Annotated in this window: 22 protein-coding genes; 14 read left to right on the forward strand and 8 right to left on the reverse strand. The window is 69.4% G+C overall.

Features of this window, described 5'->3' with window-relative positions; all coding sequences use genetic code 11:
• Positions 1-78: 78 nt before the first annotated feature.
• On the reverse strand, positions 79-897 hold the full coding sequence (locus ACFOM9_RS13330; protein WP_386711710.1) for a glycine zipper 2TM domain-containing protein: 819 nt from the start codon (positions 895-897) through the stop codon (positions 79-81).
• Between the two features lie 168 nt (positions 898-1,065).
• On the opposite strand from ACFOM9_RS13330, the gene ACFOM9_RS13335 reads away from it, so the two are divergent.
• Positions 1,066-1,296: a DUF6116 family protein gene (locus tag ACFOM9_RS13335; protein WP_386711713.1), complete on the forward strand. Its 231-nt coding sequence runs from the start codon at positions 1,066-1,068 to the stop codon at positions 1,294-1,296.
• Between the two features lie 4 nt (positions 1,297-1,300).
• Positions 1,301-2,074: a TatD family hydrolase gene (locus ACFOM9_RS13340; protein ID WP_386711716.1), complete on the forward strand. Its 774-nt coding sequence runs from the start codon at positions 1,301-1,303 to the stop codon at positions 2,072-2,074.
• Between the two features lie 112 nt (positions 2,075-2,186).
• Here the strand turns inward: ACFOM9_RS13340 and ACFOM9_RS13345 are convergent, their stop codons facing one another.
• Positions 2,187-2,999: a tRNA threonylcarbamoyladenosine dehydratase gene (locus ACFOM9_RS13345; RefSeq protein WP_386711719.1), complete on the reverse strand. Its 813-nt coding sequence runs from the start codon at positions 2,997-2,999 to the stop codon at positions 2,187-2,189.
• A 61-nt stretch (positions 3,000-3,060) separates the two neighbouring features.
• On the opposite strand from ACFOM9_RS13345, the gene ACFOM9_RS13350 reads away from it, so the two are divergent.
• The 5 genes from ACFOM9_RS13350 to ACFOM9_RS13370 all read left to right on the forward strand — a co-directional run bounded on the left by ACFOM9_RS13350 (position 3,061) and on the right by ACFOM9_RS13370 (position 7,667).
• Positions 3,061-3,525, forward strand: a complete 465-nt coding sequence (locus ACFOM9_RS13350; RefSeq protein WP_386711722.1) for a hypothetical protein — start codon at positions 3,061-3,063, stop codon at positions 3,523-3,525.
• A 194-nt stretch (positions 3,526-3,719) separates the two neighbouring features.
• The gene (locus ACFOM9_RS13355; RefSeq protein ID WP_386711725.1) at positions 3,720-4,193 is read left to right on the forward strand and encodes an outer membrane lipoprotein; all 474 of its coding nucleotides are present in this window, start codon (positions 3,720-3,722) and stop codon (positions 4,191-4,193) included.
• A 301-nt stretch (positions 4,194-4,494) separates the two neighbouring features.
• Positions 4,495-4,995, forward strand: coding sequence for a DUF456 domain-containing protein (locus tag ACFOM9_RS13360; RefSeq protein WP_386711728.1), 501 nt, complete (start codon positions 4,495-4,497; stop codon positions 4,993-4,995).
• 168 nt (positions 4,996-5,163) lie between these two features.
• Positions 5,164-6,519, forward strand: coding sequence for a mechanosensitive ion channel domain-containing protein (locus ACFOM9_RS13365; RefSeq protein WP_386711731.1), 1,356 nt, complete (start codon positions 5,164-5,166; stop codon positions 6,517-6,519).
• Positions 6,516-7,667 (forward strand): phospholipase A, encoded by a 1,152-nt coding sequence (locus ACFOM9_RS13370; protein ID WP_386711734.1) that lies wholly within the window; start codon positions 6,516-6,518, stop codon positions 7,665-7,667. Before ACFOM9_RS13365 ends, ACFOM9_RS13370 begins: the two co-directional genes overlap by 4 nt.
• A gap of 130 nt (positions 7,668-7,797) precedes the next feature.
• Here the strand turns inward: ACFOM9_RS13370 and ACFOM9_RS13375 are convergent, their stop codons facing one another.
• The 3 genes from ACFOM9_RS13375 to ACFOM9_RS13385 all read right to left on the reverse strand — a co-directional run bounded on the left by ACFOM9_RS13375 (position 7,798) and on the right by ACFOM9_RS13385 (position 11,632).
• A complete protein-coding gene (locus ACFOM9_RS13375; protein ID WP_386711737.1) occupies positions 7,798-8,238 on the reverse strand; it encodes a CoA-binding protein in 441 nt (146 codons plus the stop codon).
• A 239-nt stretch (positions 8,239-8,477) separates the two neighbouring features.
• A complete protein-coding gene (locus ACFOM9_RS13380; RefSeq protein WP_386711740.1) occupies positions 8,478-10,013 on the reverse strand; it encodes a fumarate hydratase in 1,536 nt (511 codons plus the stop codon).
• Positions 10,014-10,078: 65 nt separating this feature from the next.
• Positions 10,079-11,632 carry a S8 family serine peptidase gene (locus ACFOM9_RS13385; protein WP_386711743.1) on the reverse strand — a complete coding sequence of 518 codons (1,554 nt, stop codon included), beginning with the start codon at positions 11,630-11,632 and terminating at the stop codon, positions 10,079-10,081.
• A 153-nt stretch (positions 11,633-11,785) separates the two neighbouring features.
• Here ACFOM9_RS13385 and ACFOM9_RS13390 point away from each other — a divergent pair, with 153 nt between their 5' ends.
• The 6 genes from ACFOM9_RS13390 to ACFOM9_RS13415 all read left to right on the forward strand — a co-directional run bounded on the left by ACFOM9_RS13390 (position 11,786) and on the right by ACFOM9_RS13415 (position 18,424).
• Positions 11,786-12,367: an RNA polymerase sigma factor gene (locus ACFOM9_RS13390; RefSeq protein WP_386711745.1), complete on the forward strand. Its 582-nt coding sequence runs from the start codon at positions 11,786-11,788 to the stop codon at positions 12,365-12,367.
• Positions 12,364-12,987 carry an anti-sigma factor gene (locus ACFOM9_RS13395; RefSeq protein ID WP_386711748.1) on the forward strand — a complete coding sequence of 208 codons (624 nt, stop codon included), beginning with the start codon at positions 12,364-12,366 and terminating at the stop codon, positions 12,985-12,987. The genes ACFOM9_RS13390 and ACFOM9_RS13395 overlap by 4 nt, the downstream gene beginning before the upstream one ends.
• Positions 12,988-13,013: 26 nt before the next feature.
• A complete protein-coding gene (locus ACFOM9_RS13400; RefSeq protein WP_386711751.1) occupies positions 13,014-13,904 on the forward strand; it encodes a DUF4097 family beta strand repeat-containing protein in 891 nt (296 codons plus the stop codon).
• 100 nt (positions 13,905-14,004) lie between these two features.
• Entirely contained in the window at positions 14,005-15,879 is a 1,875-nt protein-coding gene (locus ACFOM9_RS13405) for an ABC transporter ATP-binding protein (RefSeq protein ID WP_386711754.1), read from the forward strand.
• Positions 15,880-16,061: 182 nt separating this feature from the next.
• Positions 16,062-17,777, forward strand: a complete 1,716-nt coding sequence (locus tag ACFOM9_RS13410) for an ABC1 kinase family protein (RefSeq protein ID WP_386711757.1) — start codon at positions 16,062-16,064, stop codon at positions 17,775-17,777.
• A gap of 224 nt (positions 17,778-18,001) precedes the next feature.
• Complete coding sequence (locus ACFOM9_RS13415; protein ID WP_386711758.1) at positions 18,002-18,424, forward strand: universal stress protein; 423 nt, start codon at positions 18,002-18,004, stop codon at positions 18,422-18,424.
• A 106-nt stretch (positions 18,425-18,530) separates the two neighbouring features.
• Here the strand turns inward: ACFOM9_RS13415 and ACFOM9_RS13420 are convergent, their stop codons facing one another.
• From ACFOM9_RS13420 to ACFOM9_RS13430, 3 genes are all read right to left on the reverse strand, one after another.
• The gene (locus ACFOM9_RS13420; protein WP_386711761.1) at positions 18,531-19,109 is read right to left on the reverse strand and encodes a DUF488 domain-containing protein; all 579 of its coding nucleotides are present in this window, start codon (positions 19,107-19,109) and stop codon (positions 18,531-18,533) included.
• A gap of 123 nt (positions 19,110-19,232) precedes the next feature.
• Positions 19,233-21,911, reverse strand: coding sequence for an outer membrane protein assembly factor BamB family protein (locus tag ACFOM9_RS13425; protein WP_386711763.1), 2,679 nt, complete (start codon positions 21,909-21,911; stop codon positions 19,233-19,235).
• A gap of 213 nt (positions 21,912-22,124) precedes the next feature.
• Positions 22,125-24,212, reverse strand: coding sequence for a TonB-dependent receptor family protein (locus ACFOM9_RS13430; RefSeq protein WP_386711766.1), 2,088 nt, complete (start codon positions 24,210-24,212; stop codon positions 22,125-22,127).
• Positions 24,213-24,692: 480 nt separating this feature from the next.
• Between ACFOM9_RS13430 and ACFOM9_RS13435 the strand changes: the two genes are divergently transcribed.
• Complete coding sequence (locus ACFOM9_RS13435; protein ID WP_386711769.1) at positions 24,693-25,502, forward strand: ferredoxin--NADP reductase; 810 nt, start codon at positions 24,693-24,695, stop codon at positions 25,500-25,502.
• Positions 25,503-25,594: the final 92 nt, after the last annotated feature.

Here is a 25,594-nt window from a genome sequence, read left to right on the forward strand (position 1 = left end):
CGCGCCGATGCGCTGGGCACAAAAAAGGGCCGGATCGCTCCGGCCCTTCGGGTTGCTGTCGCGGATCGCCCCGCGGGTTCACCCGCGATCGGGGTTGTCCCCAGCGGCGGCGGTCTGCGTCACCACCTGGCCGTTGATCACCGGCAGGCGCTCGCCGGGCTTCTGGTCCATGCGGATGGTGCGTTCCTCGCCCTCGTAGCGGTAGGTCACGTCGTAGCCGACGGTCTTGTCCTGGGTCCCGAGCGAGATCCGGCTGCCGGGCTTGCTGCCCATGCGCATGGTGTCGGTCGTGCCGTCCGGGTTGCGATAGGTCACGTCGTAGCCGACGACATGGCTGGATTCGGAGGTATCGGTGACGGTGTGGCACTGGCGCTCGGTGCGATTGACCACCCTGCCGCCGACGTGCCGCCGGTCCACGCGGTTGCCCACGAAGCCGCCCGCCACGGCGCCAGCCGCAGTCGCGGCCTTCTTGCCGTTGCCCCCGCCCACCTGGTTGCCGAGCAGGCCGCCGATGACGGCGCCGGCCACGGTGCCGCCGACGTTGCCGTCGCGTTCGGGCAGGCGCTCCTGGACCACGACATCGTTGCAGACTTCGCGCGGAGTCGAGTTGGTCGAGGTTTCGCGCACCGGATCGGTGCCGATGACGGAGGCGTAGAGCTTCTCCTTCTCGGTGATCGGCTCCACGTCCACCACGTCGGCGTAGGCGACGCGACCGCCGTCGGGGATGCTGTTGTCGAACGCTGCCGCGTCATCGAGCGCCGAGTCATGGGCAGCCAGTGCGGCGGGCGCGACGATCCCATCGGCGTCCGCCGGCGTGCGCGCATTCTGGAATGCCGCCACGGAAACGCCTCCGACCAGAAGTGCGGCGATGGCAATGGCGATCGTGTTCTTGTTCATGAGGCTCTCCTGATGGCGGATGTCCCGCTCTTGTGTGCGCGACGATTTCAGCATCCACAACCTGAACAGGACTTCTTCCCCGCGCGCCGAAGCTGACAGCGCGATGAACCCGGCGGCTGGCGCCGGTGATAGCGTGACCGGCAGCCTCCTTTCCGACCCGGGAATCCCATGCCCAATCTCCTGCTTGCCCCGCTGCTGCGCTGGTTCGGCCGCCTGAGCTATCCGAAGCTGTTCCTGCTGACGGCGATCCTGTTCGTCGGTGACATGCTGGTGCCGGACGTAATCCCCCTGGTCGATGAACTGCTGCTCGGACTGGGCACGCTGCTGCTTGCGAACTGGAAGCGCGCCAGGCCCGGGCACGGCGAGGCAGTCGATGGCGGGCGCGGCAAGCGGCGCTGACCCCATGCTGGTGGACAGCCACTGCCACCTTGACGTCGCGGAGTTCGATCGCGACCGCGGCGACGTGATCGCGCGTGCGCGGGCCGCTGGCGTGACCCGCCAGATCGTGCCGGCGATCGACGCCGCCGGCTGGCGCAGGCTGCAAGAGGTGTGCGCCGCGACGGACGGACTGTTCCCGGCCTACGGTTTGCACCCGATATTCCTGGACGACCACAAGCCCGGGCATCTGATCCAACTGGGCGAATGGATCGAGCGCGAGCGTCCGCTCGCGGTGGGTGAATGCGGGCTGGACTACTTCATCGAAGGCCTCGACCGCGACGCGCAGCAGTACTACTTCGACGGCCAGCTGGCGCTGGCCCGCGAACACGACCTGCCGGTGATCGTGCACGCGCGTCGCGCGGTGGATGCGGTGATCGCGTCGATCCGCCGCTTCGAGGGACTGCGCGGCGTGGTGCACAGCTGGTCGGGCAGCCACCAGCAGGCCGGGCAATTGTGGGACCTGGGTTTCGTGCTGGGCGTTGGCGGACCGGTCACCTACGAGCGCGCGCAGCGCCTGCGCGCGCTGGTGGCCGACATGCCGCTTGAATGCCTGCTGCTGGAAACCGATGCCCCCGACCAGCCGGACAGCGACATCCGCGGCCAGCGCAACGAGCCCGCGCGCCTACGGATCGTGTGCGAAACGATCGCGCAGCTGCGCGGCGTGGCGCCGGAGGAAATCGCCAGGGCGACCACCGCGAATGCCGAAAGGCTGTTCGGCCTGCCGCCGGCTTCCGCTTGAGTCGGGAGACCTCGTAATAGCGGCTTCGGGCACGCACTGACTGATGCGCCAGCCAGGGGCTGAAGCGCTCCCACATTAAGGAAGAGCAACAGCTTCGCGGCTTCCGCCGCTCCTACGTGGGGGAGGCCTGCCCGACCGCCTTCGGCCGCAGCAACAGTTCGAGCACCTTGCCCACGGCGGCGAACGCGAACGCGCCGGTGATGTGGGTCGCGGCGCCCAGTCCAGCCCCGCAGTCGAGCTTGAGTGCGGCTTCAGCGCCGAGCTGCGGACGCAAGCCGCAGACGCTGCCATCGGCCTGCGGGTAGCGCACGTTCTCCAGCGAGTACACGGCCGGCACGCTGAAGTAGCGCTTCGGTCCGCTCGGGAACCGGAACTCGGTGCGCAGCTTGCGCCGGATCAGCGCCAGCATCGCGTCGTGTTCGGTCTTCGACAGGTCGCGCACGCGCACCAGGGTGGGATCGATCCGGCCGCCCGCGGAACCCACCGTCACGATCGGCTGCTTCCGGCGCCGGCACCAGGCGATCATCTCGACCTTGCTACGGAAGCTGTCGCACGCATCCAGGACCACGTCGAAGCCCTCGCCCAGCAGCGATTCCATGTTCGACGGAGTGAGGAAGCTGGGGACCGCGCGCACGTCGGCCTGCGGATTGATGGCGCGGCAGCGTTCGGCCATGGCATCGGCCTTGCCGCGACCGTAGTGTCCTTCCAGCGCGGGCAGCTGGCGATTGGTGTTGGACACGCACAGATCGTCCGCATCGACCAGGGTGAGCGCGCCGACGCCGCTGCGCGCCAGCGCCTCGACGGCCCACGACCCGACGCCGCCTAGACCGATGACCGCCACCCGCGACACGGACAGCTGCGCGAGTGCACCCCGGCCGTAAAGACGGTCAATGCCCGAGAAACGGTCCTGCCACGATGCATCCATCGGCGCAGTTTACCGGCGCCGGCTGCATGCTATCGTCCCGGCAGCCAACGAGGAGCCCGTCATGTCGACCACACCCGAAGCCAGTCCTGCGAAGCCGGGCCCGCCTTCCGCCGCCAGCCGCTACCTGTTTGTGTTCCTCGTGGGCCTGGTGATCGGCGCCATCGCCGTGGTGATGATCCTGCGGACGCTCGAGGCCCGGAAGACCTGGGAAGATCGCTATCCAGTCGCCGCCATGGACCTGTTCCAGGCCCACGTCGCCCAGATCAAGGCCAGCACCGAAGCCAACCGCTGCAGCGCCACCGACACCCTGCCGCACCTGCAGGCACTGCGCACGCTGGCCAACGACCTCGAACCGGCGTTCGGCGACCTGCGCGAGGACGCGCGCTTCCGCAAGCACGCCAGCGGCCTACGCGCCACCCTCGACTCGACCCTCGCGGCGCCGCCGTTGAACTGCGCGGGCGTGAGCGCCGCCATCGGCAAGGTCGGCGAAGCCTGCAAGGCCTGCCACCAGGACTTCCGCGGCTGATAGCGCCGCCGCTTGCTCGCATGCCTGCGGCGTGACTTCACCCGCGACGCGCGCTTCGCCGCGGACATGAACCCCCTATGACGCCAGCCCCGCGCGAAGGCTTCGACGCGCGATGGTTGATCATGCGTTCACGGCGCGCTGCCTACTGTTCGTGGCCACGGAGCCTGGCTTCGTCCCCCACACAGGAGATCGGCATGAACATCCGTTTGCTCGGCGCCACTACCCTCATCGCCGCGCTCGCCACCGCAGGCTGCGCCACCTCCCCCGGCTACGGCGGAAGCGGCTACAGCACCGCACCCTCCTATGGCAGCAGCGTGTGCACCGACTGTGGCACCGTGACGCGCATCGAAGCCGTCGCCCGTGGCCAGAACGTCCCCAATGCGACCGGTGCGGTGCTCGGCGGCATCGTCGGCGCGGTTGCCGGCCACGAGATCTCCGACAAGACCGGCGGCAGCAAGGGCAACCAGAACATCGCCACCGTCGCTGGCGCCGTCGGCGGCGCCGTGGCGGGCAATGCCATTCAGAACAAGGTCCAGCAGGGCACGACGTATCGCGTCACCGTGCGCATGGAGGATGGCAACCTGCGTACCGTCCAGCAGACCGACCTGGCGGGGATCCGCGAAGGTTCGTACGTCCGCATCAATGGTGGGCGCGCCGTGCTGCGTTGAGCATCCGGCAAGCGCCATGAAAAGGCCCGCCATTCGGCGGGTCTTTTTTTGATCCGCAGTCCTCGTAAGCGTTCCTTCCTGCGTCCCGCCAGCCAATGCGGCGAGACCATCCCACGCAGCCATGAAGCCGGTGGGCCACGCCGACTGGCACCCTCCACTGGTCTGTGCGTCACGGGCGCGCGACATCAACGCCAGTTCAGCGCACGACTGCAAACCGCCGCGGCATTTGTGAGAATGCGTCGCACGCGAACCTCCGTGCGCCGGAAGCCCTGCCCTCCTCCGCACCGCCCAAGGAATCCCGATGGACCTGCATGCCCTGTGGTACGTCCTCGCCGCGCTGATGGTCGTCGTCGGCCTGGCCGGCATCCTCCTGCCGGCGATCCCCGGCCTCCCCCTGGTCTTCGCCGGCATGCTGCTGGCGGCCTGGACCGACGGTTTCGAACGCGTGGAATGGTGGTGGCTGCTGATCCTCGGCGCGCTGACGGCGCTGTCGATGGCAATCGATTTCTGGGCAACCGCGGCCGGCGCCAAGCGCGTGGGGGCAAGCCGCAAGGCCATCGTCGGCGCGGTGGTGGGCACCGTCGTCGGCCTGTTCTTCGGTCCCATCGGCCTGTTCGCCGGTCCATTCGTCGGCGCACTGCTTGGCGAACTCTGGCACGGTCGCGGAATCGACGGCGCCCGCGTCGGCCAGGCGACCAAGGTCGGCTTCGGGACATGGATGGGCATCCTGTTCGGCATCGTGCTCAAGCTCGGCCTGGCGTGCACGATGTTCGTCCTGTTCGCATGGGCGTGGTACGCCTGAAGGTTTCACGCCGTGAAGCGGAGCCGCGCGGCATTGTGGCAACACGCGCATCAGCGGCGGCAACGTACACTGCGGCACGCCAAGATCGTTGTCTTTGCGAATGAACAAGGCGCGCGTCCCTCGAACGCGCGCTCCATCCTCCGCCACTTGCCGCGAACACGCCCGCCCGTGACCCGTACCCTGCTCCACCTCGCCGCCGTTTCCGCGCTGCTGCTGGCCCTGTCGCCCGCTTTCGCCGCACCGCAGTCCGCCACCGGAGCCGATACCGACGCGTCAGCGCCCGTCAGCGCGGATGCCGCACCCACGGGGGAAGCGCCGGCCGCCGGCGAGGAGGCCGTGGCCAGGCAACTGCGGGCCAAGCTGACCACCGACGACGACCTCAAGGAAGTGACCGCCAGCGTCGACGATGGCGTCGCGGAACTCGATGGCAGCGTGCTGCAGCCGATGCACAAGCTGGAAGCGACCAAGATCGCCACGGAAACGCCGGGCGTGGCCACGGTGGTCAACAACGTCGAGGTCGACACCAGCCTGCGCTCGCACGTCCACGCCGCGTATCGCGGGACGACCCGCAAGCTGGCCACCCTGGTGGCGCGCGCCCCACTGCTGCTGGTCGCGATCGCGATCGTGCTGGTCTTCGCATGGGCGGGGCGCCTGCTTTCGCGCAACCTGCGCATGCTCCGGCTGCGCATCGACAACCCGTACATGGACGGCCTGATCAGGCGTTCGGTCCGCGTCATCGTGACGCTGCTCGGCGTGCTGCTGGCGCTCAACCTGCTCGACCTGTCGACCATGGTAGGGGCGGTGCTCGGATCGGCCGGCGTGGTTGGGCTGGCGCTGGGTTTCGCATTCAAGGACATCGCCGAGAACTACATCGCCGGCGTGCTGTTGAGCGTGCGCAAGCCGTTCTCGCCGGGCGAACAGATCCGCGTCGACGCGTATGAGGGCAAGGTCGTGGCGCTGACCTCGCGCGCGACCATCCTGATGACGATGGACGGCAACCAGCTGCAGCTTCCCAACGCGCTGGTGTTCAAGTCGGTGCTGCTCAACTATTCGCAGAACCCCAAGCGGCGCTTCGACTTCAGGACCACCATGGACCCGTCGCACTCGATCCGCCAGGCGCAGACCCTGGCGCTGGAAGCCTATTCGGGCATCGACGGCGTGCTCGACGACCCGGCGCCGTCCTGGACGGTGGTGCAGAACGCACCGGGCGGAATCGAACTGCAGTTCTTCGGCTGGGTCGACCAGCGCAGCAGCGACCTGGGCAAGGTGCGCAGCGAAGCGATCCGCCTGGTCAAGGCCGCCTTCGCACGCGCTGGCATCCAGGCGCCGCGCTCCGTCCAGCATGTCGTGCTGTCGCGCGAGACCCCTGCGCAGGCCACGCCGGAGGCACGACCTGAACCCACGCAGGGCGCCAGCGTCGACACCTCGGTCAACCGCGACATCGACGACCAGCTCGCCGAAGCGCAACGCGCTGACGCGGCCGCCACTGGCAACATGCTCGACCACGACAAGGGCAAGCCATGACACCCTCACCCCACACGATCGCGCTGCTCTCCCTCGGCCTGGCCGCAACCGCGCCGGCGCTTGCGCAATCGCCGGAGGACGCGCCGGAACATGCCAGCGTGAATGCCTGCGCCCTGGTCGAGATCGATGCCGACCGCCTGGCCTGCTACGACCGCGTCGCCGGACGCCGGACCCTGGACCCGGCGCAGGCCGACGCCGCCGCGGCGCTCGCGCGCCAGAACCGCGAAGCGGCAAGCGAAGCCGAGGCCGCCGCGGCTACCCCGGTCGGGCGTGCGCGCGGCGCGGCCAACGACCTGTTCGCTTCCGAGCCCGACGACGCCATCGCCAACGCCGGCAAGGGCTCGCTGCTCGACAGTCGCTGGGAGCTGGCCAAGGACTCGAAGCTCGGCACGTTCAACTTCCGCGCCTACAAGCCGGTCTACCTGCTGCCCGTGTTCTGGAGCAGCGACCAGAACGAGCTGCCGTCGTCGCCCAACCCGCGGAACACCGTCTCCGAAGCGCAGTCGCTGGATGCGATCGAAACCAAGTTCCAGATCAGCTTCAAGACCAAGGCGTGGGAAAACCTGTTCGGCGACAACGGCGACATCTGGATGGGGTACACCCAGAGCTCGCGCTGGCAGGTCTACAACGGCGAGGCGTCGCGACCCTTCCGCGAGACCAACTACGAACCCGAAGTGCTGCTGGTGTTCCGCAACAACTACAGCCTGCTGGGCTGGAAGGGCCGCATGGCGGCGGTGGGCATCAACCACCAGTCCAACGGCCGTCCCGATCCGCTCTCGCGCAGCTGGAACCGGGTGATGTTCAACGTCGGACTGGATCGCGAGAACTGGGCGGTGACCTTCCGCCCGTGGGTCCGCATTGCCGACGGGCACGACGATGACAATCCGGACATCGAGGACTACATGGGTCGCGGCGACGTCACCATCGTGCACACCATCGGCGGCCACGAGCTGTCGCTGATGGCGCGGCACTCGCTGCGCGGCGGCGATCGCTCGCATGGTGCGGTCGGATTCGACTGGGGCTTCCCGATCCACAACTCCCTGCGCGGCCACGTCCAGGTGTTCGACGGCTATGGCGAAAGCCTGATCGACTATAACCATCGGTCGACGTACGTGGGACTGGGGATTTCGCTGCTCGAATGGTTCTGACGTCGCTTGCGTGAGCGGCCAAGGCCGCGCCCGCAATCGGCGCGCCTCTCCGCCGGGTCGCTTGGCCTAGATCGACAGCGCGAACGCCAGGGCCTCGCAGCTTTCGCGCTGCAGCGCAGGCGTCATCGCGTCAGCGCGAACTGCGCCAGCGCCGGTGTTCCACCATCAGGCATTGGTCCTGCACCACGTCGATGCCGGCGGCCAGCAGCTGCGCGGCGAAGTCGTCGTCGCGAATGCCGGTCTGCAGCCACACCAGCCTGGGGCGCGCGGCGACGAGATCGTCCAGGTGGGGCATCAGGTCGGCGGGCTTGCGGAACACATTGACCACGTCCACCCGCCCGGGAATGTCCGCCACCTTGCGGTAGACCTGTCGGCCGAGGATCTCGGACACGTCGGGGTAGTAGACCGGCACCGGCTCCAGTTCGTACCCGGCGCGGTGCAGATAGGCCGAGACGATGTGAGCCGGGCGGTCGGCGCGCGATTCGGGCTTGATCCCAAGCACGGCGATGCGGCGCAGCCGCGGCAGCAGACGGTCGAAGGCGATGTGGTCCTGGATCAGGCTGCCGGCCATGCGATGTTTCCGAGAGTGTCGCATCGACTTGGTAGCGAGCCCGGCGGGTTGCAAGCGTCGGCACGCATCGGTCTGGAACCTGTCGAGCGGTCCGGGACGAACGTCCCCCTTAGCCACTCCCGCCGCGATCGGAAGGAAAAAGCTTCGCGAACGCAAGGCGCGAGGTGCTGGTGAAGTATCCCTCTCCTGCCTTCCCGGGCAGGAGTGGAGACCTCTCGGCTGGAAAACTCCGCCGAAGCTCAGGATTCCATCACGACCGGAATGCGTCCGATCCGCGACTGCCACTCGCGCGGTCCCGTGCGGTGCACCGATTCGCCGGTCGAATCCACCGCCACGGTCACCGGCATGTCCTGCACCGTGAACTCGTAGATCGCCTCCATGCCGAGGTCCTCGAACGCCACCACGCACGCGGACTTGATCGCCTTCGACACCAGGTAAGCGGCGCCACCGACCGCCATCAGGTACACGGATCGGTGCTTCCTGATCGCCTCGATGGCGACGTCGCCGCGCTCGGCCTTGCCGACCATGCCGAGCAGGCCGGTCTGCGACAGCACCTGGTCGGTGAACTTGTCCATGCGCGTGGCCGTGGTCGGGCCCGCGGGGCCCACCGCCTCGTCGCGCACCGGGTCGACCGGGCCGACGTAGTAGATGAAGCGGCCGTTGAAATCCACCGGCAGCGGCTCGCCCCGGTTCAACATGTCCACCATGCGCTTGTGCGCCGCATCGCGCCCGGTCAGCAGCCTGCCGTTGAGCAGCAGCACCTCGCCCGGCCGGAAGCTGGCGACTTCCTCGCGGCTGATCGTATCCAGGTCCACCCGGCGCGCGTTGGCGGGGTTGTAGGTCAGCTTGGGCCAGTCTTCCAGCGACGGCGGATCCAGCGCCACCGGGCCGCTGCCATCCAGGGTGAAGTGCGCGTGCCGCGTGGCGGCGCAGTTGGGGATCATCGCCACCGGGAGGTTCGCCGCGTGGGTCGGGTAGTCCTTGATCTTGATGTCGAGCACGGTGGTCAGGCCCCCGAGGCCCTGCGCACCGATGCCCAGCGCATTGACCTTGTCGAAGATCTCCAGTCGCAGTTCCTCGAGCCGGTTGGCCGGCCCGCGCGCCTTGAGGTCGACGATGTCGATCGGCTCCATCAGCGACTCCTTGGCCAGCAGCATCGCCTTCTCCGCGGTGCCGCCGATGCCGATGCCGAGCATGCCCGGCGGGCACCAGCCTGCGCCCATGGTCGGCACGGTCTTGAGCACCCAGTCGACGATCGAATCGGACGGGTTGAGCATCGCGAACTTGGATTTCGCCTCCGACCCGCCGCCCTTCGCCGCGACGATCACGTCGACCGTGTTGCCCGGGACCACCTTGACGTTGACCACCGCCGGCGTGTTGTCGCCGGTGTTGCGGCGACGCCCGGCCGGATCGGCCAAGACGCTGGCGCGCAGCTTGTTGTCGGGATGCAGGTACGCGCGGCGCACGCCCTCGTTGGCCATGTCCTCCACGCCCATGGTGGCGTCGTCCCAGCGCACGTCCATGCCGATCTGCAGGAAGACGGTGACGATGCCGGTGTCCTGGCAGATCGGCCTGTGGCCCTCGGCGCACATCCGCGAGTTGATCAGGATCTGCGCGATCGCGTCCTTCGCAGCCGGGCTTTCCTCCCGGTCGTACGCCGCGGACAGGCTGCGGATGTAATCGACCGGATGGTAGTAGCTGATGTACTGCAGGGCGTCGGCGACGCTCTGGATCAGGTGTTCCTGCTGGATCGAAACCGGACGACTGGTGGTCACTGCGGGCTCGCGGAGGCTGGCGAAACAGCCGCCGATTTTAGCCCACCGCTCGACCTTGGTCCCGGTCAGCGTTGTCTGGAAACCGTTCGTCGCGGCTGCGTGCGTGCAACACTGCCTTCCGCCGCCCCTGTGTCGGGACCCGCATGGGCCCGCCGCGCGACCGAGGGCAGCCCCGGCTGCGACGTCGCCGCCGGCCCGGAACGGGGAGGCAGCAGCGGCTGCCCGCCGTTGACCGGCAGCGCACGGATGGCGTCGGGATTGAGCAGCGCCACCGCGTCGCGGCAGTCGAGGAAAGGATAGGCCCGCCCGGACGCGGGGTCGTTGATGCGGGTGGTCGAAAGCGTCATCGCGTCCATGCGCTGGGCCACGGTCGCCGTCGGTGCAGCCTGCGCCAGTGCCACCGCGCAGGCGGCCGCCATCGGCGCGGCCTGCGAGGTGCCGCCGTACTCCGACGTGCCCCCGGTGCCGCCGGTGGAAGTGACGAACGCACCGGCGGCGAAAAGATCGGTCGTGGGGCTGCGGTTGGAGAAGCAGGCAGGCTTGCGCGCTGCCGTGGTCGCCTCGCTGCAACCCAGGAAATCGTCCACAGCGCCCACGTCCGAATCCCAGGTTGCCGCCACCGATAGTGCATTGTGGACACAGGCAGGCGCCTGGATCTGCTGCGCGTTGCCCTGGTTGCCGGTCGACACAGTGACCACCGCGCCGTTGGCCACCAGCGCATCGACGGCTACCGCCAGGCTCTGCGTCCACGCCGTACTCGCGTCGCAGTGGCCCGGGAAAGTGTCATCGCTGCCGAGGCTCAGGTTCACGGCCGCCACGTCGGGATGATGGGTCGCGACCCAGTCCATTGCCGCGACCACGTCGGAGGCGCAGCAGTAGCGGCCGTCGGCGCTGATCACCTTCACCGCCACCAACTGCGCGTCAGGCACCGCGCCGCGCGGGGCGATGCCGCCCTCTCCGACGATGATCCCGGCCACGTTGCTGCCATGGCCCTGGTCGTCGACTGCCGCCCCCGGGCCGGTCTGCGTCGCTGTCATGTTGGGGCAGCATCCACCGCCGCCGTCCATTGGACTGCAGAAGCACGCTTCGTCGACGAGGCGCCCGACCAAGTCGGCATGGTCGACGTCCACGCCGCTGTCGATCACCGCCACCTTGCGGCCCTTGCCGCCCAGGCCGAGCGCATCCAGGCCTGCGACCCGATTGACCCGACTGGCCTGGTCGGGCGCGACTGCACCGCCTGCCGATCCGCCGCGGTCGACATCGACCGCCATCACGTCCGGATGTCTTTCCAGCACCGCCAGGTCACGCGCATCCACCTCCAACGCCAGCGCCGGCACCAGGGCGAAGCGACGCCGCAGCGCACGGCTTCCCGACGGCAGGGCATTTAGTACCGAATCGGCCACGGCCTCGACCTGGGCCATGCGCAGCGCCTTCACCGGTGATGGGCCCGCCCGGAAGAAGGCGGCCCGCGGCCGCAGCGCGACCATCACGCGTACGTGGCCGGCATCGGCGGCCGCAGTACGCGCCTGCTTCGATACCGCGGGGACCTGCGCCCACACGGGCGCCGCGGCCAACGCCATCCAGCCGGCGACCAGCGCCAGCACGATCCTTCCCTTCATCTGCGATCCCCCTGTGGTGCGCGCCGACGCTAACACATCCGGCGCAGCGCCGGACCGCCCCCCGCGGCCTCCACGTACGAATCGATTGCGATGGGTTGGCACCGACGCCCGCCCTCCTTAAACCCCTGCCGGCCACGCCGCATCCCAAGGACTATGCTGACCACCATCGTGACCGCACTGATGCCCGCCACCGCACCGGCCGTGGACGACGACCACGCGCTCGTCCGCGCATCGCTGGCTGGCGACACCGCCGCGTTCGAGGCCCTGTACCGGCGCCATGTCGGCCGCGTGCACGGGGTGATCTCCCGCTTGCTGGGGCGCCATCGCCAGCGCGCCGAGGACCTGACCCAGGAGGCCTTCGTCCGCGCTTGGCAGGCGCTCGGGTCCTACCGCTTCGAAAGCGCCTTCGGCACCTGGTTGTACCGGCTGGCCGCCAACACCGCGCTGATGGAGCTGCGCTCGCGCCGCGGCGACCCCGCCCTGGACGACGAGGACCACCTCGAACGCGTCGGCCATCCCGATTCGGCCGGCCACACCACCGCGCTGGCGATGGACCTGGACCGCGCCGTCGCCACCCTGCCGCCGCGCGCCCGCGCGGTGCTGGTGCTGTACGACGTGGAAGGATGGACCCACGAGGAAATCGCCGGCGAACTGGAGATGGCCGTCGGCACTTCCAAGGCGCAACTGCATCGCGCGCGCGGCCTGCTGCGCGCGCGGCTGGAAGAACACGCATGAACATCGAACACGACAACGACCACGACACGCCCCTGCCGGACGGACTGCGCCGCTCGCTGCGCGCCTTGCGCCGCGACGACATGCCGGCCGCCGACCTGTGGCCGGCCATCAGCGCACGCATCGCCGCCAGCCGACAGGACGCGCCGACCCCGCCAACGGACGTGCCGCCGTCCTTCCAGCCGTTGCCGATCTCGCCCGTGGCTGCGTTGCGCACGCCGGCATCGCGACCCTGGCGCAGCCAGCGCTCGCGCCGGTTCGCGGGGCTCGCGACGGCCGCCTCGCTGGCCGCCGTGCTGGCCATCGGCTGGGCCGCGTTCGCGCCCTCGATGCACGCGCCGGCGCCCAGCACGACCGCCGTCGCGTCCGCACCGATCCTGCGCGAAGCCGCGCGCATGACCCGCGAATATCGCACCGCCTGGCGCGCGTTCGACGCGCGGCGCCCTGCCGGCATCGACACCAGCGCCCTGCACGAAATCGACCGCAACGCGGCGCAGGTGCGCGCCGCGTTGCACCAGGACCCGGAGGCGCGCTACCTGTTCGAGCGCCTGCAGAGCCTGTACGCGCTGCGGCTCGACCTGTCGCGGCGCCTGGCCACGATTCCCGACGCCGTCTCCACCTGACCGACCCATCTGACCGGAGCAATCCCATGTCCATCCGATTCCTGCTGTCGCTGCTCCTCGCGTCCCTGCCGGTGGCCGCGCTGGCGTCCACCCCGATCAACGAAACGCGACCGCTCGACGCCGACGGCAAGGTCGAGATCTCCAACCTCAAGGGACGCATCCAGGTGCGCGCCTGGGACCAGCCGCAGGTGCGCATCCGCGGCAGCCTCGGGCGCGGCGTGGAAAAGCTCGAAATCGGCCCCGGCGGGAGCGAGCTCGAGATCAAGGTGCGCTACCCGCGCCGCACCAGCGACAACAACAGCGAGCCCACGGACCTCGTGGTTGATGTGCCCACGCTCGCCAGCCTCGACATCGACGGCGTCGCGGTCGAGATCAGCGTCACCGGAACCGCGGGCCGCAGCCTGGAAATCAACAGCGTCAGCGGCAACGTCAGCGTCGCGGGCGCGCCGCGGCAGGCCGACATCGAGAGCGTCAGCGGCGACCTGCGGCTGACCCTGAATTCGGCCGATGTCTCGGCGCAGAGCGTCAGCGGAAGCGTCACCCTGCGCGGCCGCCTCGACGGCGAGGTCTCGGTCGAGACCGTCTCGGGCAACATCACCGTCGACACCCGCGGCGAACGCCTGCGCAAGCTGTCCAGCAACAGCGTCTCGGGCAACGCCACCCTGCAGGCCGCGCTTGCCGATGGCGGCAGCATCGACTCCGAGTCGGTGAGCGGCAACATCAAGGTCGTCGCGCCGAAGTCGCTGTCGGCCGAGGTGAAGGGCGAAAGCTTCAGCGGCCACCTGCGCGCGCCTGGCGCGAAGATCGACAAGCCGCAGTTCGGTCCGGGCTCGAGCTTCGAGCACCGCTACGGCGCCGGCAGCGGCGACATCCAGCTCGAAACCTTCTCGGGATCGGTCGAGCTGCTGCTGCAGTAACGCAGGCGCCACCACGCGCGGCGGATGACCCGCATCTCCACGCCCGCGCCGATGCGGGCGTGGCATTCTTGCTGCCGGTCTGCCCGAGACACGCACGCGAATGTCGACACCTGTCTGGTCCGGACGCCGCCACGAGGCCCCGGCGATGAACCTGCGCGAGCGCTTCGCCGCGCTGCGCAACCTGCCTCCGTTCCTCCGCGACATCTGGCGCACCAGTCCCCTGCTCGCCCTGTCCAGCCTGCTGCTGCGGCTGGCGCGCGCACTGCTGCCGATCGCCACGCTGTACGTCGGCAAGCTGATCGTCGACGAAGCGGTGCGGCTGGTCGGGCTGGGCACCGGCGCGCCGGGCTTCGCCGCGGTGTGGCAGTCGGGCGTGCTGCACCACCTGCTTGGCCTGCTGGCGATCGAGTTCGTGCTGGCCGTGGCCTCGGACATCCTCGGGCGCATCGTCGGCCTGGTGGACTCGCTGCTGTCGGAGCTGTATTCCAACGCCACGAGCGTGCGGCTGATGGAACATGCGGCCTCGCTCGACCTGGAGGACTTCGAGGACGCCGACCTGCAGGACCGCCTCGATCGCGCCCGGCGCCAGGTGTCCGGGCGCAGCTCGCTGATGTCGCAGCTGCTCGGCCAGGCGCAGGACATCGTCACCATCATCAGCTTCGCCATCGGCCTGCTGGTCTATGCGCCGTGGCTGATCGTGCTGCTGCTGGTCGCGCTGGTGCCCGCGTTCGTCGGCGAGATGCACTTCAACGCCAAGAGCTACGCGGTCAACTTCCGCGCCACGCCGGAGCGGCGCGAACTCGACTACGTGCGCCAGACCGGCGCCAGCGCCAGCTCGGCCAAGGAGATCAAAAGCTTCGGGCTCAACGCCTTCCTGATCGAGCGCTACCGCACGCTTGCCTGGTCGATCTACCTGGCCAACCGCCGCATCGCCATCGGCCGCGCCGGCTGGGGCGGATTGTTCACCACCATCGGCACGCTGGGCTACTACGCGGCCTACGCCTACATCGCGTGGCGCACGGTGCATGGCGAATTCAGCATCGGCGACCTGACCTTCCTGTCGGCCTCGTTCCGGCGCCTGCGCAACCTGCTCGAAGGCCTGCTGTCGAGTTTCTCGCAGGTCGCCGGGCAGGCACTCTACCTCGACGACCTGTTCTCGTTCTTCCAGATCCAGCCGGAAATCCTCTCGCCCGCCAACCCGCGGCCGTTCCCGAAGCCGATTCGGGAGGGTTTCGTGTTCGAGGACGTGGGCTTCCGCTATCCCGGCGCCGAGCGCTGGGCGGTCCGCCATCTCGATTTCACCCTGCACGCCGGCGAAGTGCTCGCGCTGGTCGGAGAGAACGGCGCCGGCAAGACCACGCTGGTGAAGCTGCTCTCGCGCCTGTACGACCCGGACGAGGGTCGCATCCTTCTGGACGGCCATCCGCTGGCCGAATACGACCTCGACGAGCTGCGCGCCAACACCGGCGTGATCTTCCAGGACTTCGTGCGCTACTTCATGAGCGCTTCGGACAACATCGCGGTGGGCCGGATCGAAGCCCGCGACGACCATGCCCGCATCGCCGAAGCCGCGCATCGCTCGATGGCCGATGAAGTGATCGCGCGCCTGCCCGGCGGCTACGACCAGATGCTCGGTAAGCTGTTCAAGGAAGGCGTGGACCTGTCGGGCGGCGAGTGGCAGAAGATCGCCATCGCCCGCGCCTACATGCGCGACGCGCAGCTGCTGATCCTGGACGAACCCACCGCCGCGCTCGACGCGCGCAGCGAGTTCGAGGTGTTCCAGCGCTTCAAGGAGCTGTCCGAGGGCAAGACCGCCGTGCTGATCTCGCACCGCTTCTCCAGCGTGCGCATGGCCGACCGCATCCTGGTGCTCGAACAGGGCCGGATCGAGGCCAGCGGCACCCACGAGCAGCTGATGGCGCAGGGCGAGCGCTACGCCGAGCTGTTCGAGCTGCAGGCGGCCGGGTACCGCTGAGTGGTGCCACGCACCGACCTCGTTCGAGTGGCTCGAGTCGCGAGTCCCTGGCCGGGAAATCGGACGCCTCCAAGAGCTCGCGGCTCAGGCCGCCCCCACGGGTTTTGCCGGCATTCCGGGGGCGGCCGGGCTGGCCCGACGGATGAAAGGGCCCTTGACGCAGCACGGGCTAGGCTGCGCCCATGAACACGAGCGAATCCGCGCACGACAACGACACCGTGGCCCACCAGCCGCGGGGCATCGCCCGCACCACGCAGATCCTGCGTTTCCTGGTCAAGTACCGCAGCGCCGGCGTGTTCTCCGGCCTGGACCTGGATGCCGACGGCGCGGCCGACGGCGAAACGCCCGCGACCGAAGGCAAGCCCGAGGAGTTCGTCGATGACCTCGAGGCGCTTGGCCCGACCTTCATCAAGATCGGCCAGGCGCTCTCCACGCGTCCCGACATGGTGCCGCCGCCGTTCTTGGTCGCGCTGGAGCGAATGCAGGACGACGTCGCGCCGATTCCCTTCGAACAGGTCCGCGAGGTCGTCGAGTCCGAGCTGGGCGTGCGCATCAGCAAGGCATTCGCGCAGTTCGACGAACAGCCGCTGGGCTGCGCGTCGCTGGCGCAGGTGCACCGCGCGACGCTGCGCGACGGCCGGCTGGTGGCGGTGAAGGTGCAGCGGCCCGGCATCGTCGACATCATGCGCGCCGACCTCGACGCCCTCGCCCACCTCGCCGGCGGCGCGGACCGCATGACCGACATCGGTCGGCGCTTGCGCTTCGCCGACTGGGTGCAGGAGTTCCGTCGCACCCTGCTGGCCGAACTCGACTACCAGGCCGAAGCGGAGAACCTCGAGCGCTTCGGCCAGCACCTGCAGGGCTATCCGGAACTGCTGGTGCCGGCACCGGTGTGGGACCTGACCGCCAGGCGCGTGCTGACGATGGAGCTCGTGCAGGGCACCAAGGTCACCGAGATCTCCGGCCTGCGCCGCACCGAGCACGACATGTCCGGGCTGGCCTCGGCGCTGATGCGCGGCTACCTGGACCAGGTGTTCGTGCACGGCGAGATCCACGCCGACCCGCATCCGGGCAACCTGCTGGTGACCAACGACGGCCGGCTGGCGCTGTTCGACCTCGGCATGGTCGCGCACGTGCCGCCGAAGCGTCGGGAGCGCCTGCTGAAGCTGCTGTTCGCGGCCGTCGACGGCCGCGGAGAGGAAGTCGCCGCCGAGGCGATCGCGATGGGCACCCGGCTGGAGGATTTCGACGAGGCGCGCTTCCTGCGCGAGGTCGGCCAGATGGTCGCCACGTATGCCGCCCGCTCCGGTGCGGGATCGCTGTCGGAAGGCCGGCTGATGATCGACCTGGTCGGTCGCTCCACCATGTGCGGCTTGCGCACGCCCCCGGAAATGAGCCTGCTGGGCAAGACCCTGCTCAACCTGGAACAGGTGTCCCACGCGCTCGACCCGGACCTCGACGTCAAGGCCGTGATCGAGCGCCACCTCGAGCACGTCATGCGCGAGCGGCTGAAGAAGGCGCTGTCGCCTTCGAACCTGGCCAGCGAACTGATCGACGTGCAGGCGCTGCTGCGCGAAGCCCCGCGCAAGGTCTCCGACGTACTCTCGCTGCTGGCCGAGAACCGGATGCAGGTGCGCATGACCGGTCTGGAAGAATCGCACCTGATGGAAAACCTGCAGAAGATCGCCAACCGGGTCAGCGCGGCGCTGGTCACCGCCGCGCTGATCGTGGCCTCGGCGATGATGATGCAGGTCGACACGGACTCCCGCCTGTTCGGCTATCCCGCCATCGCGCTGGTGCTGTTCATCATCGGCGCCGGGCTGGGGATTTCCATCGTGGCCAGCGCGCTGTTCGGTGATCGCAAGGCGCGCCCGCGCGAGGAACGCGGGCCTCGCTGAGGCAGAGCCTCGCGCGTCTCCAGTCCGCGCGGCTCGCGGCAGCCCGGCATTGCGAGGTCGAGACCCTTCGCCTTTCGCCCGTCGGCTGTTTTGACCCGGATCAAGGCAGCCCGCCTCCGCCGGTCCACACTGTGCGAAAGCCGGACCACGCTCGTCCGCGGTTGTGGGCCAGCGTACAGGCAGGCCACCGGTTTCCAGGTCGACCCACCGCATCGGAGAACGCCATGAACATCCTGCTTGCCATCGACGGCAGCGACGCCAGCGATCGCGCCGCGAAGCATTGCGTGCAACTCGCGAAGAAGCTCGCCGAGCCGCCGGCGATGACCGTGGTCAACGTATGCGCCCCGCTGCTGCCGGCCGCTGCGCGCAAGCTCGGCCGCAAGGCCACCGCGGAGTACTACACCAGCGGGGCCGAATACGCCGTGCGCAAGGCGCGCCGCGTCCTGGGCCGCGCCCACCTCGCGTTCGACGAGGCCTTCCCGGTTGGCGACGCCGCCGAGGAAATCGTGCGCCTGGCCGACAAGCAGGGCGCGACGCTCATCGTGATGGGATCGCGCGGGCAGACCGGCCTCAAGAACCTGCTGCTGGGCTCGGTGGCCAGCCGGGTGCTGGCGCTGTCCAAGGTGCCGGTGACCATCGTTCGCTGAAGGCTCCTGCGGCTCGAAGCTGCCTGCCGGCGCCGCAGCGACCAGCGTACGCCCGCTTTCGGGTACGTACGGCCGAACATGCTGCTGCGCGTGCCAGTCCTTGGCGTCAGGTGGCGGCGCCCGAAGCCGCTCCGAACAGGCTTCCCTGCCCGTCGCCCGGGGCGGGATAGCGCAGCACGCCGTCGACCATGCGCGCGTCGGGATTGAGTTCATGCAGCGTCTGCTTGCCGGGCGCCATCAGGTGGCATACCTGCCAGCCGCGCGCGGTGAAGTCGTCGGAGATCAGCCGGCGATGGCAGCGCCACCACACCGCCTCGGCGCACATCACCGAGACCCGCCGCTCACCGGCCATCCGCATCAGGCGTTCGCGCGCGAGTGCGAATTCCGGCTCGGCCATGTAGTCGGCGTATGCGCGGAACGCCGCAACCCGCCACGCGCCATTGGGTGAATCCGTCGATGGCTTGCGACGGCCGCCGAACTCCGGCATGGGCACGTAGTCGATTCCGGCTTCGGCCAGCGCCGGTGCCATGGCCAGCGGCGAGAACTGCGGATTACGTCGCGATCCGGCAAAACGGCGCACGTCGGCCAGCACCTCGATACGCGCCTCGCCCAACATCCCGGTGAACAGCGCCCACTCGCGGGTGGAGTGGCCGATGGTCCAGAGCGTGCCGGTCGCGTCGTTCATGCCGCTATTGTGGCCAGCGTCGGTGCACGCAATGTCTGCGTCAGTCCGTGGGAGCGGGCATCGCCGCTCCCGCGAACGCTGATCACGAGGCGCGACGATGCATCGCCGCGCGGGTGCCGATTGCTAGCGTGGCAGCGCGTACGCGATCACGTAGTCGCCTTCCGGGGTCTCCATGAAGTGGTGGCCGCCGGCCATGATCACCAGGTACTCGCGGCCGCCGGCCTCGTAGACCATCGGATTGGCCTGCCCGCCCGCGGGCAGCACGTCCTGCCACACGGTTTCGCCGGTATCGATGTCGATCGCGCGGATCAGGTCGTCGGTTGCCGCAGCGATGAACACCAGGCCGCCAGCGGTGATCACCGAACCGCCGTTGTTGGGCGTGCCGATCACGATCGGCAGGTGCGAAGGAATGCCAAAAGGCCCGTTCGCGCGCGCCGTGCCTAACGGGCGATCCCACAGCATCTTTCCGCTCGCCAGGTCGATCGCGCGGATGCCGCCGTAGGGCGGCTGCTTGCACAGCAGGCCGGTCGGCATGCGCCAGCCGGCATTGACGTTGATCGCGTACGGCGTGCCCTGCTGCGGATCGCCGGCGCCTTCCGCGCCGCCCTGGTCGCCACGCAACTCGTCGCGCGGCGCCCAGCCGAGGCGGTCGGCTTCCGCGCGCGGCACCAGGATGTTGTAGTTGGGCATGTCGTTGTAGTTGGCGATGATGATCCCGCGCTGCGGATCCACCGCGACCCCGCCCCAGTCCGAGCCGCCGTTGTAGCCGGGGTATTCGATCGAATGCCGGTCCGCGGTGGGCGGCGTGTAGAAGCCCTGGTAACTCGCCTTGCGGAACTGGATGCGGCAGGCCATCTGGTCGATCGGCGTGACGCCCCACATGTCACGTTCGGTCAGGTCGTCCTTGCGCCGCAGCGTGTGGTACAGCGAATACGGCTGGGTTGGCGAACGTTCCTGCGGTTCCACGCCGCCGCCCGGCACCTTGAGTTCGCCGACTTCGGTCAGCGGCTTGCCGGTGCGGCGATCCAGCACGTAGATGTCGCCCTGCTTGCTCGGCAGCACCAGCGCCGGAACCTTGCCGCCCGCGGTCGGGAAATCGACCAGCGTCGCCGTCGAGCCCAGGTCGTAGTCCCACACGTCCTTGCGCACGGTCTGGAAATGCCAGGCCGGCTTGCCGGTGGTGACATCCAGCGCCACCAGCGAGGTCGCGTACTCGTTCTCCACTGGCCGCCGTAGCCCGCTCCAGTAGTCGGCGGCGGAATTGCCCATCGGCAGGTAGACCAGGCCAAGCTGCTCGTCGCCCGAGGCCGTGGTCCACATGTTGGGCGTGCCGCGGGTGAACGTCTCGCCCGCCGGCGGAAGCCCGGTGCGGTCCGGCCGCATCATGTCCCAGGCCCAGCGCAGCTCGCCGGTGATCGCATCGAAGCCCTGGATCACGCCCGACGGTGCCCAGCGGCGCTGCCCGTCGAGCACCTGGTGGCCGGTCACGACCACGCCGCGCACGATGACCGGCGCCGAGGTGATCGAGACCATGCCCGGCGACACCTCGCCCATGCCGACAGTGATGTCGACCTGGCCGCTGTCGCCGAAATCCGCGCAGGGATTGCCGGTGCGCGCATCCACCGCGATCAGCCGCGCGTCGAGGGTGCCCTCGATGATGCGGGTCGCGCACGGCGCGTCGGCGGCAAGGGGCACCGTCGGCGCGGCAGTCACCATCGCATCGGGGGCGTCAGCCGTGGCCGCAGCGTCGGTCGTTTCGGCGCGCGTCGCCGCGACGTCGCCGCGGCCGATGTCCACACGGGCCTCGGCAGCTTCCACACCGGCCGTGGCCGGACCCGCGGGGCCGGCGCTGGCCGGATCGCCGGCGGTCGGCGCTGGCTCCGCGCCTTCCAGCGCGCCGGGTGTCGCGGCGGGGGACGCCGCCGACGCCGGCGTCGAGGCGATGCGCGCATCGAAATAGCTCACCCCTCGACAGGCCGCCGTGTACGGAATCGCCTCGTTCGGCACCTTGGGATCGAAGCGCCAGCGCTGCTTGCCGGTCACCGCGTCCAGCGCGATCAGCACGTTGCGCGCGGAGCACAGATACAGGGTGTCGCCGATCTTCAGCGGCGTGGTTTCCGCGCCCCAGCGCTTTTCCGGCAGGTCGCCCGTACGGTAGGTCCAGGCGCGCTCGAGCTGGTTGACGTTGTCGCGGTTGATGGCATCGAGCGGCGTGTAGCGCTGCGCGGCGTTGCTGCGCCCATATGCCGGCCAGTCGGTGGCAGCCGGGGTCTCCGCCGGCTGCGAAGCCGCCACGGGCGTTGCCCGGACGTCCGAGGATCCGCTCGCCACGGTGGCGGGGGCGTCATCCGCGATCACCACCCCGTGCGGCACGAACGCCAGCGCGAACGCGGCCACGAACACCACCGCCATCAGCGTCGCCAGTCCACGCGACCATCCGCGCGAACGCCAGCCGATCAGGCGCGGCGCCAGCAGCGCAACGAAGAAGCCGAGCACCACCATCAGCCCGAAGCGCGGGATCCAGCGCCAATACGACAGCCCCGATTCCCACGCCGTCCACGCCAGCGTGCCCACGAACACCGTCGCGAACCACCAGGCGCCGGAAACTCGCCGACGTGCCAGTTGCACGCCGGCCAGCACCAGCCCGACGCCGGCCAGCAGGTAGTACCAGGAGCCGCCAAGGCTCGCAAGCCATGCGCCACCGGCGGCGAGCACCAGTCCCAGCAGCAGCGTGATCGTCCCGAGGACCAGCAATGGCCAACCGCGACCGCGCCGATGGCCGTCATTGAAATGGGTCGACATGTACGGGCTCCCATGCGTGCCGGCATTGCGCCGATCGGGTGGATGACATGTCGCCGGATGCTACTCCGTGCTGCGCGCGCGGCAGGTGACGCAGCCTTCACGAGCAGGTACTTCTACGTGCGCCATGCGCGACCGCACAAGGGCGCAGTCGACAGACAGGAGCGGCGGTGGAGTCGATTGGCGATCGCTTCGCGGGCGCGGAAGCGTTGCGGGTCAATCGAAGGTCTTGCGCGCTTTCAGCCCGATCACCCAGCCCCGTCCCGGTGCCGGCTCGTAGTAGCGACCATTGCCATCGTTGACGATCACCGAGCCCACGTAGTCGCGATCGAACAGGTTCTCGATGCGTGCATAGCCCCGCCACTGCAGTCCGAACGCATCGAAGCGGCGCTCGGCGGCAAGATCGAACACTGCGTACGCCGGCGCGCTCTCGTCGCTGCCGTCATCGACATACACGCGGTCGGTGAAGCGGCCATCGAGGATGAGATCGGTGTCCGCGTCGAAGCTCCAGCGCAGCTCGGCCCAGGCCGCGTGGCGCGACAGGCCGGGAATGCGGCGGCCATCCGCGATCAGCAGGTCGTCCTCGTCACACGGCGGCGCGCTGCACGCGGCGAAATCGCCGTCGTAGCGCGCGTCGAGATAGGTGTATGCCGCCGCATAGCGCCAGCGCGGCGACAGCGAGCCGGCCAGCGACAGCTCGGCGCCGCGACGGCGGGTGACGCCGGCATTGGCGTAGGTGCTGCGCCCGCCCGCGTTGGCCACCACCACCAGCTCGCCGCGCGTGCGGCTGTCGAACAGCGCCGCGGAGTATTCGATCCCCCGGCCACGCCCGCGCACCCCGACCTCGGCATTGCGGCTGCGCGCAGCGTCCAGGTCGTTGAGGCCGCTGGCGCCGTCGGCGCGATACGCCAGCTCGGAGAAGGTCGGTGTTTCGAATCCGCGCCCGGCATTCGCATACACGCTCGTCGTTGGCGTGACCCGGAACAGCACGCCGGCCACGGGCGAGCTGCGCGAGTACCGCAGGCGGCCGCTGTCATCGGGGTTGGCAGCGGTGACGTAGCTGTCGTCGGAGGCGAACCGCACCTCGCTATGGCGCACGCCGAGGTTGATGCGCCAGCGATCACCCGGCTGCCAGTCGGCCTGCGCGTAGGCGTCGCGGCCGCTGACACGGTTGTCCTCGTCGCGTCGCAGCGCGCCGACCACGCCCAGCCGGTCGTCGACGAAGTTCTCGTAGCCGCGACGGCGCTCGTCCGACGTGCTGTACTCGAGGCCGGCCACCAGCGAGAACGGGCGGTCCAGCAGCTGCGCGCTCCAGCGCCAGCGCAGGTCGACACCGCCGTACTGACGGTCGAGGTCGATCGCGCCGCCGCCCTGCAGCGGGTCGGCCTGCACGAACGCTGGAATCGACAGCATCTGGGCGGTGTCGCGGGTGCCGCCGAACGCGGTCAGCGACAAGGCGTGGTGCGCCGACAGCGGATGCTCGAGGCGCACGCCGGCCTGGTCCTGGTGCACGGTCTTGCGGGTGTCGAAGTTCAGCGCGCCCAGGCTGGCTGCGCGGCGGTCGCCGCGCAACTGCGCCGCGCTGAGGCCCTGCGGATCTTCCGCACGCAGGTCGTGCGAATTGAGCAGCACGGAATAGCGGCCACCCTCGCCGAATCCTCCCGTCAACACCGCCTGGCCCGTCACCTGCCGCGACGCGCTGTGGTCGCGGAAACCGTCGTCGTCCACGTACTCGCCGTCCAGCAGCACGCCACCGTCGCGATCGCTCCACGGCGCGTGCCAGGACAGCGTGCCACGCCGCAGCCCGTTGGCGCCCGCATCGGCACCCAGCGAAAACTCCGCGGCCGCCGGCGGATCGGCGCTGAACATCGAGATCACCCCGCCGGACGAATTGCCGTACAGGGCGGAGAACGGCCCGCGCAACACCTCGATGCGGCCGGCCGAGGCGAGCATGAAATGCGAAACCTGGCCCTGGCCGTCCGGCATCGTCGCCGGAATGCCATCGGTGTAAAGCCGGACGCCGCGAATGCCGAACGTGGAGCGCGCGCCGAAGCCGCGGATCGACACCTGCAGCCCCTGCGCCTGGTTCTGGCGGTCGCGCGCGACCACCCCCGGCACCCGCTGCAGCGACTCGGACAGGCTCAATCCGGGCAGCGCGCGATGCAGGTCAGCGGCGTCGACCACGTCCACCGCCGCCGGCACCAGCAACGCGTCGTCCGGCTGTCGCGTGGCGGTGACGACCACGCGGTCGAGTTCGGTCGCGGTGACCCCGTCGCTTGCCGCCGGCGCCGCCAACGCGGACATGGGCGCACCCATCAACGCCACCGACACTATCCCTACCGTTCGCGCCCATCCGGGCCGGCACCAGTCGCTCATGTGATCTCCGCGAAGCCAACGGCCCACAGTATGGCGTCGCGCTGTGGCGGTCTCGTGGAAGTTGCGCGCGTCGCCAGCCGAGTTCGGGAGGCGCAACGACGCCCCTGCAGGAGCGGCTTGGGCCGCGAGCTCTCCAGGGCGTCCATTGTTCTGGCGGAAATGTCTGGCTCGTGGCACCGCAGGTAGCACTTCCTGGCAGGAGCGGCGCAAGCGTCGGCTGAGATCGTTCCGTCCGAACGCAACCGGAGTTCGCAGCTTCCGCCGCTCCTGCGGGAGCTGATCGGGCATTCCTCGCTCCGCCGCTGGAGAGCCACGGCCGCAGGCGGTCCGCGTCGCGGAATCGCGACTTCATCGGCGCCTTGGCCAATCGGCTAAAATGCTCCCCTCGCAGTCCACTCCCCTCCCCGCATGTCCTCCGCATTTGGCACCGAGATGGTGCTGGATGTCCGTCACTGGACGGACGACTACTTCAGCTTCACCACCACCCGCGACGACGGGTTCCGCTTCGACAACGGCCAGTTCGTGATGATCGGGCTGGAAGTCCCGCAGCCGGACGGCCCGTCGCGGCCGCTGCTGCGCGCGTACTCGATCGCCAGCGCCAACTGGGAAGAACAGCTGGAATTCTTCAGCATCAAGGTGCCCGACGGTCCGCTGACCTCGCGACTGAAGGACATCCGCCCCGGCGACAGCGTGCTGGTCGGCCGCAAACCAACGGGTACCCTGCTGATCCATGACCTGCGCCCCGGCCGCAACCTTTACCTGCTCGGTACCGGCACCGGCCTCGCGCCGTGGCTGGCGATCATCAAGGACCCGGAGACGTACGAGCGCTTCGAGCACGTCGTGCTATGCCACGGCGTGCGCAGCGCCGGGGACCTCGCCTACCGCGACTACATCGTCAACGAGCTGCCGCGGCACGAATTCCTGGGCGAACAGATCGCGCGCAAGCTGCTGTACTACCCGGCAGTCTCGCGCCAGGACTTCGCCTTCGACGGGCGCGACCAGCGCGGCCGCCTGACCACCCTGCTCGACAGCGGCCGCGTGGCTGGCGACCTGGGCCTGCCCCCGCTCGATGCCGAGCATGACCGCGCCATGATCTGCGGCAGCCCGCAGATGCTGGCCGACTTCCGCACCCTGCTCGACGCCCGCGGCTTCACCGCCGCTCCGCGCATCGGCGTTCCGGGCCACTACGTGTTCGAGCGCGCCTTCGTCGAGAAGTAGGCCCGCGCTTCGGGCGCGCCCTGGTCGAGAAATCGGCCGGCGGGCGCGACGCCGCACCACATGCGTCTTGCAGCACCGACGCAAACCGCGAG

It is taken from the genome of Luteimonas notoginsengisoli (assembly GCF_042648885.1).
In the GTDB taxonomy this organism is placed as follows: domain Bacteria; phylum Pseudomonadota; class Gammaproteobacteria; order Xanthomonadales; family Xanthomonadaceae; genus Luteimonas; species Luteimonas notoginsengisoli.

Bases quoted from the DNA above. Each gene is read 5' to 3' on its own strand.
- ACFOM9_RS13330 (WP_386711710.1), bottom strand. From the start codon at position 897: ATGAACAAGAACACGATCGCCATTGCCATCGCCGCACTTCTGGTCGGA.
- ACFOM9_RS13335 (WP_386711713.1), top strand. From the start codon at position 1,066: ATGCCCAATCTCCTGCTTGCCCCGCTGCTGCGCTGGTTCGGCCGCCTG.
- ACFOM9_RS13340 (WP_386711716.1), top strand. From the start codon at position 1,301: ATGCTGGTGGACAGCCACTGCCACCTTGACGTCGCGGAGTTCGATCGC.
- ACFOM9_RS13345 (WP_386711719.1), bottom strand. From the start codon at position 2,999: ATGGATGCATCGTGGCAGGACCGTTTCTCGGGCATTGACCGTCTTTAC.
- ACFOM9_RS13350 (WP_386711722.1), top strand. From the start codon at position 3,061: ATGTCGACCACACCCGAAGCCAGTCCTGCGAAGCCGGGCCCGCCTTCC.
- ACFOM9_RS13355 (WP_386711725.1), top strand. From the start codon at position 3,720: ATGAACATCCGTTTGCTCGGCGCCACTACCCTCATCGCCGCGCTCGCC.
- ACFOM9_RS13360 (WP_386711728.1), top strand. From the start codon at position 4,495: ATGGACCTGCATGCCCTGTGGTACGTCCTCGCCGCGCTGATGGTCGTC.
- ACFOM9_RS13370 (WP_386711734.1), top strand. From the start codon at position 6,516: ATGACACCCTCACCCCACACGATCGCGCTGCTCTCCCTCGGCCTGGCC.
- ACFOM9_RS13375 (WP_386711737.1), bottom strand. From the start codon at position 8,238: ATGGCCGGCAGCCTGATCCAGGACCACATCGCCTTCGACCGTCTGCTG.
- ACFOM9_RS13385 (WP_386711743.1), bottom strand. From the start codon at position 11,632: ATGAAGGGAAGGATCGTGCTGGCGCTGGTCGCCGGCTGGATGGCGTTG.
- ACFOM9_RS13390 (WP_386711745.1), top strand. From the start codon at position 11,786: ATGCTGACCACCATCGTGACCGCACTGATGCCCGCCACCGCACCGGCC.
- ACFOM9_RS13395 (WP_386711748.1), top strand. From the start codon at position 12,364: ATGAACATCGAACACGACAACGACCACGACACGCCCCTGCCGGACGGA.
- ACFOM9_RS13400 (WP_386711751.1), top strand. From the start codon at position 13,014: ATGTCCATCCGATTCCTGCTGTCGCTGCTCCTCGCGTCCCTGCCGGTG.
- ACFOM9_RS13405 (WP_386711754.1), top strand. From the start codon at position 14,005: ATGTCGACACCTGTCTGGTCCGGACGCCGCCACGAGGCCCCGGCGATG.
- ACFOM9_RS13410 (WP_386711757.1), top strand. From the start codon at position 16,062: ATGAACACGAGCGAATCCGCGCACGACAACGACACCGTGGCCCACCAG.
- ACFOM9_RS13415 (WP_386711758.1), top strand. From the start codon at position 18,002: ATGAACATCCTGCTTGCCATCGACGGCAGCGACGCCAGCGATCGCGCC.
- ACFOM9_RS13420 (WP_386711761.1), bottom strand. From the start codon at position 19,109: ATGAACGACGCGACCGGCACGCTCTGGACCATCGGCCACTCCACCCGC.
- ACFOM9_RS13425 (WP_386711763.1), bottom strand. From the start codon at position 21,911: ATGTCGACCCATTTCAATGACGGCCATCGGCGCGGTCGCGGTTGGCCA.
- ACFOM9_RS13430 (WP_386711766.1), bottom strand. From the start codon at position 24,212: ATGTCCGCGTTGGCGGCGCCGGCGGCAAGCGACGGGGTCACCGCGACC.
- ACFOM9_RS13435 (WP_386711769.1), top strand. From the start codon at position 24,693: ATGTCCTCCGCATTTGGCACCGAGATGGTGCTGGATGTCCGTCACTGG.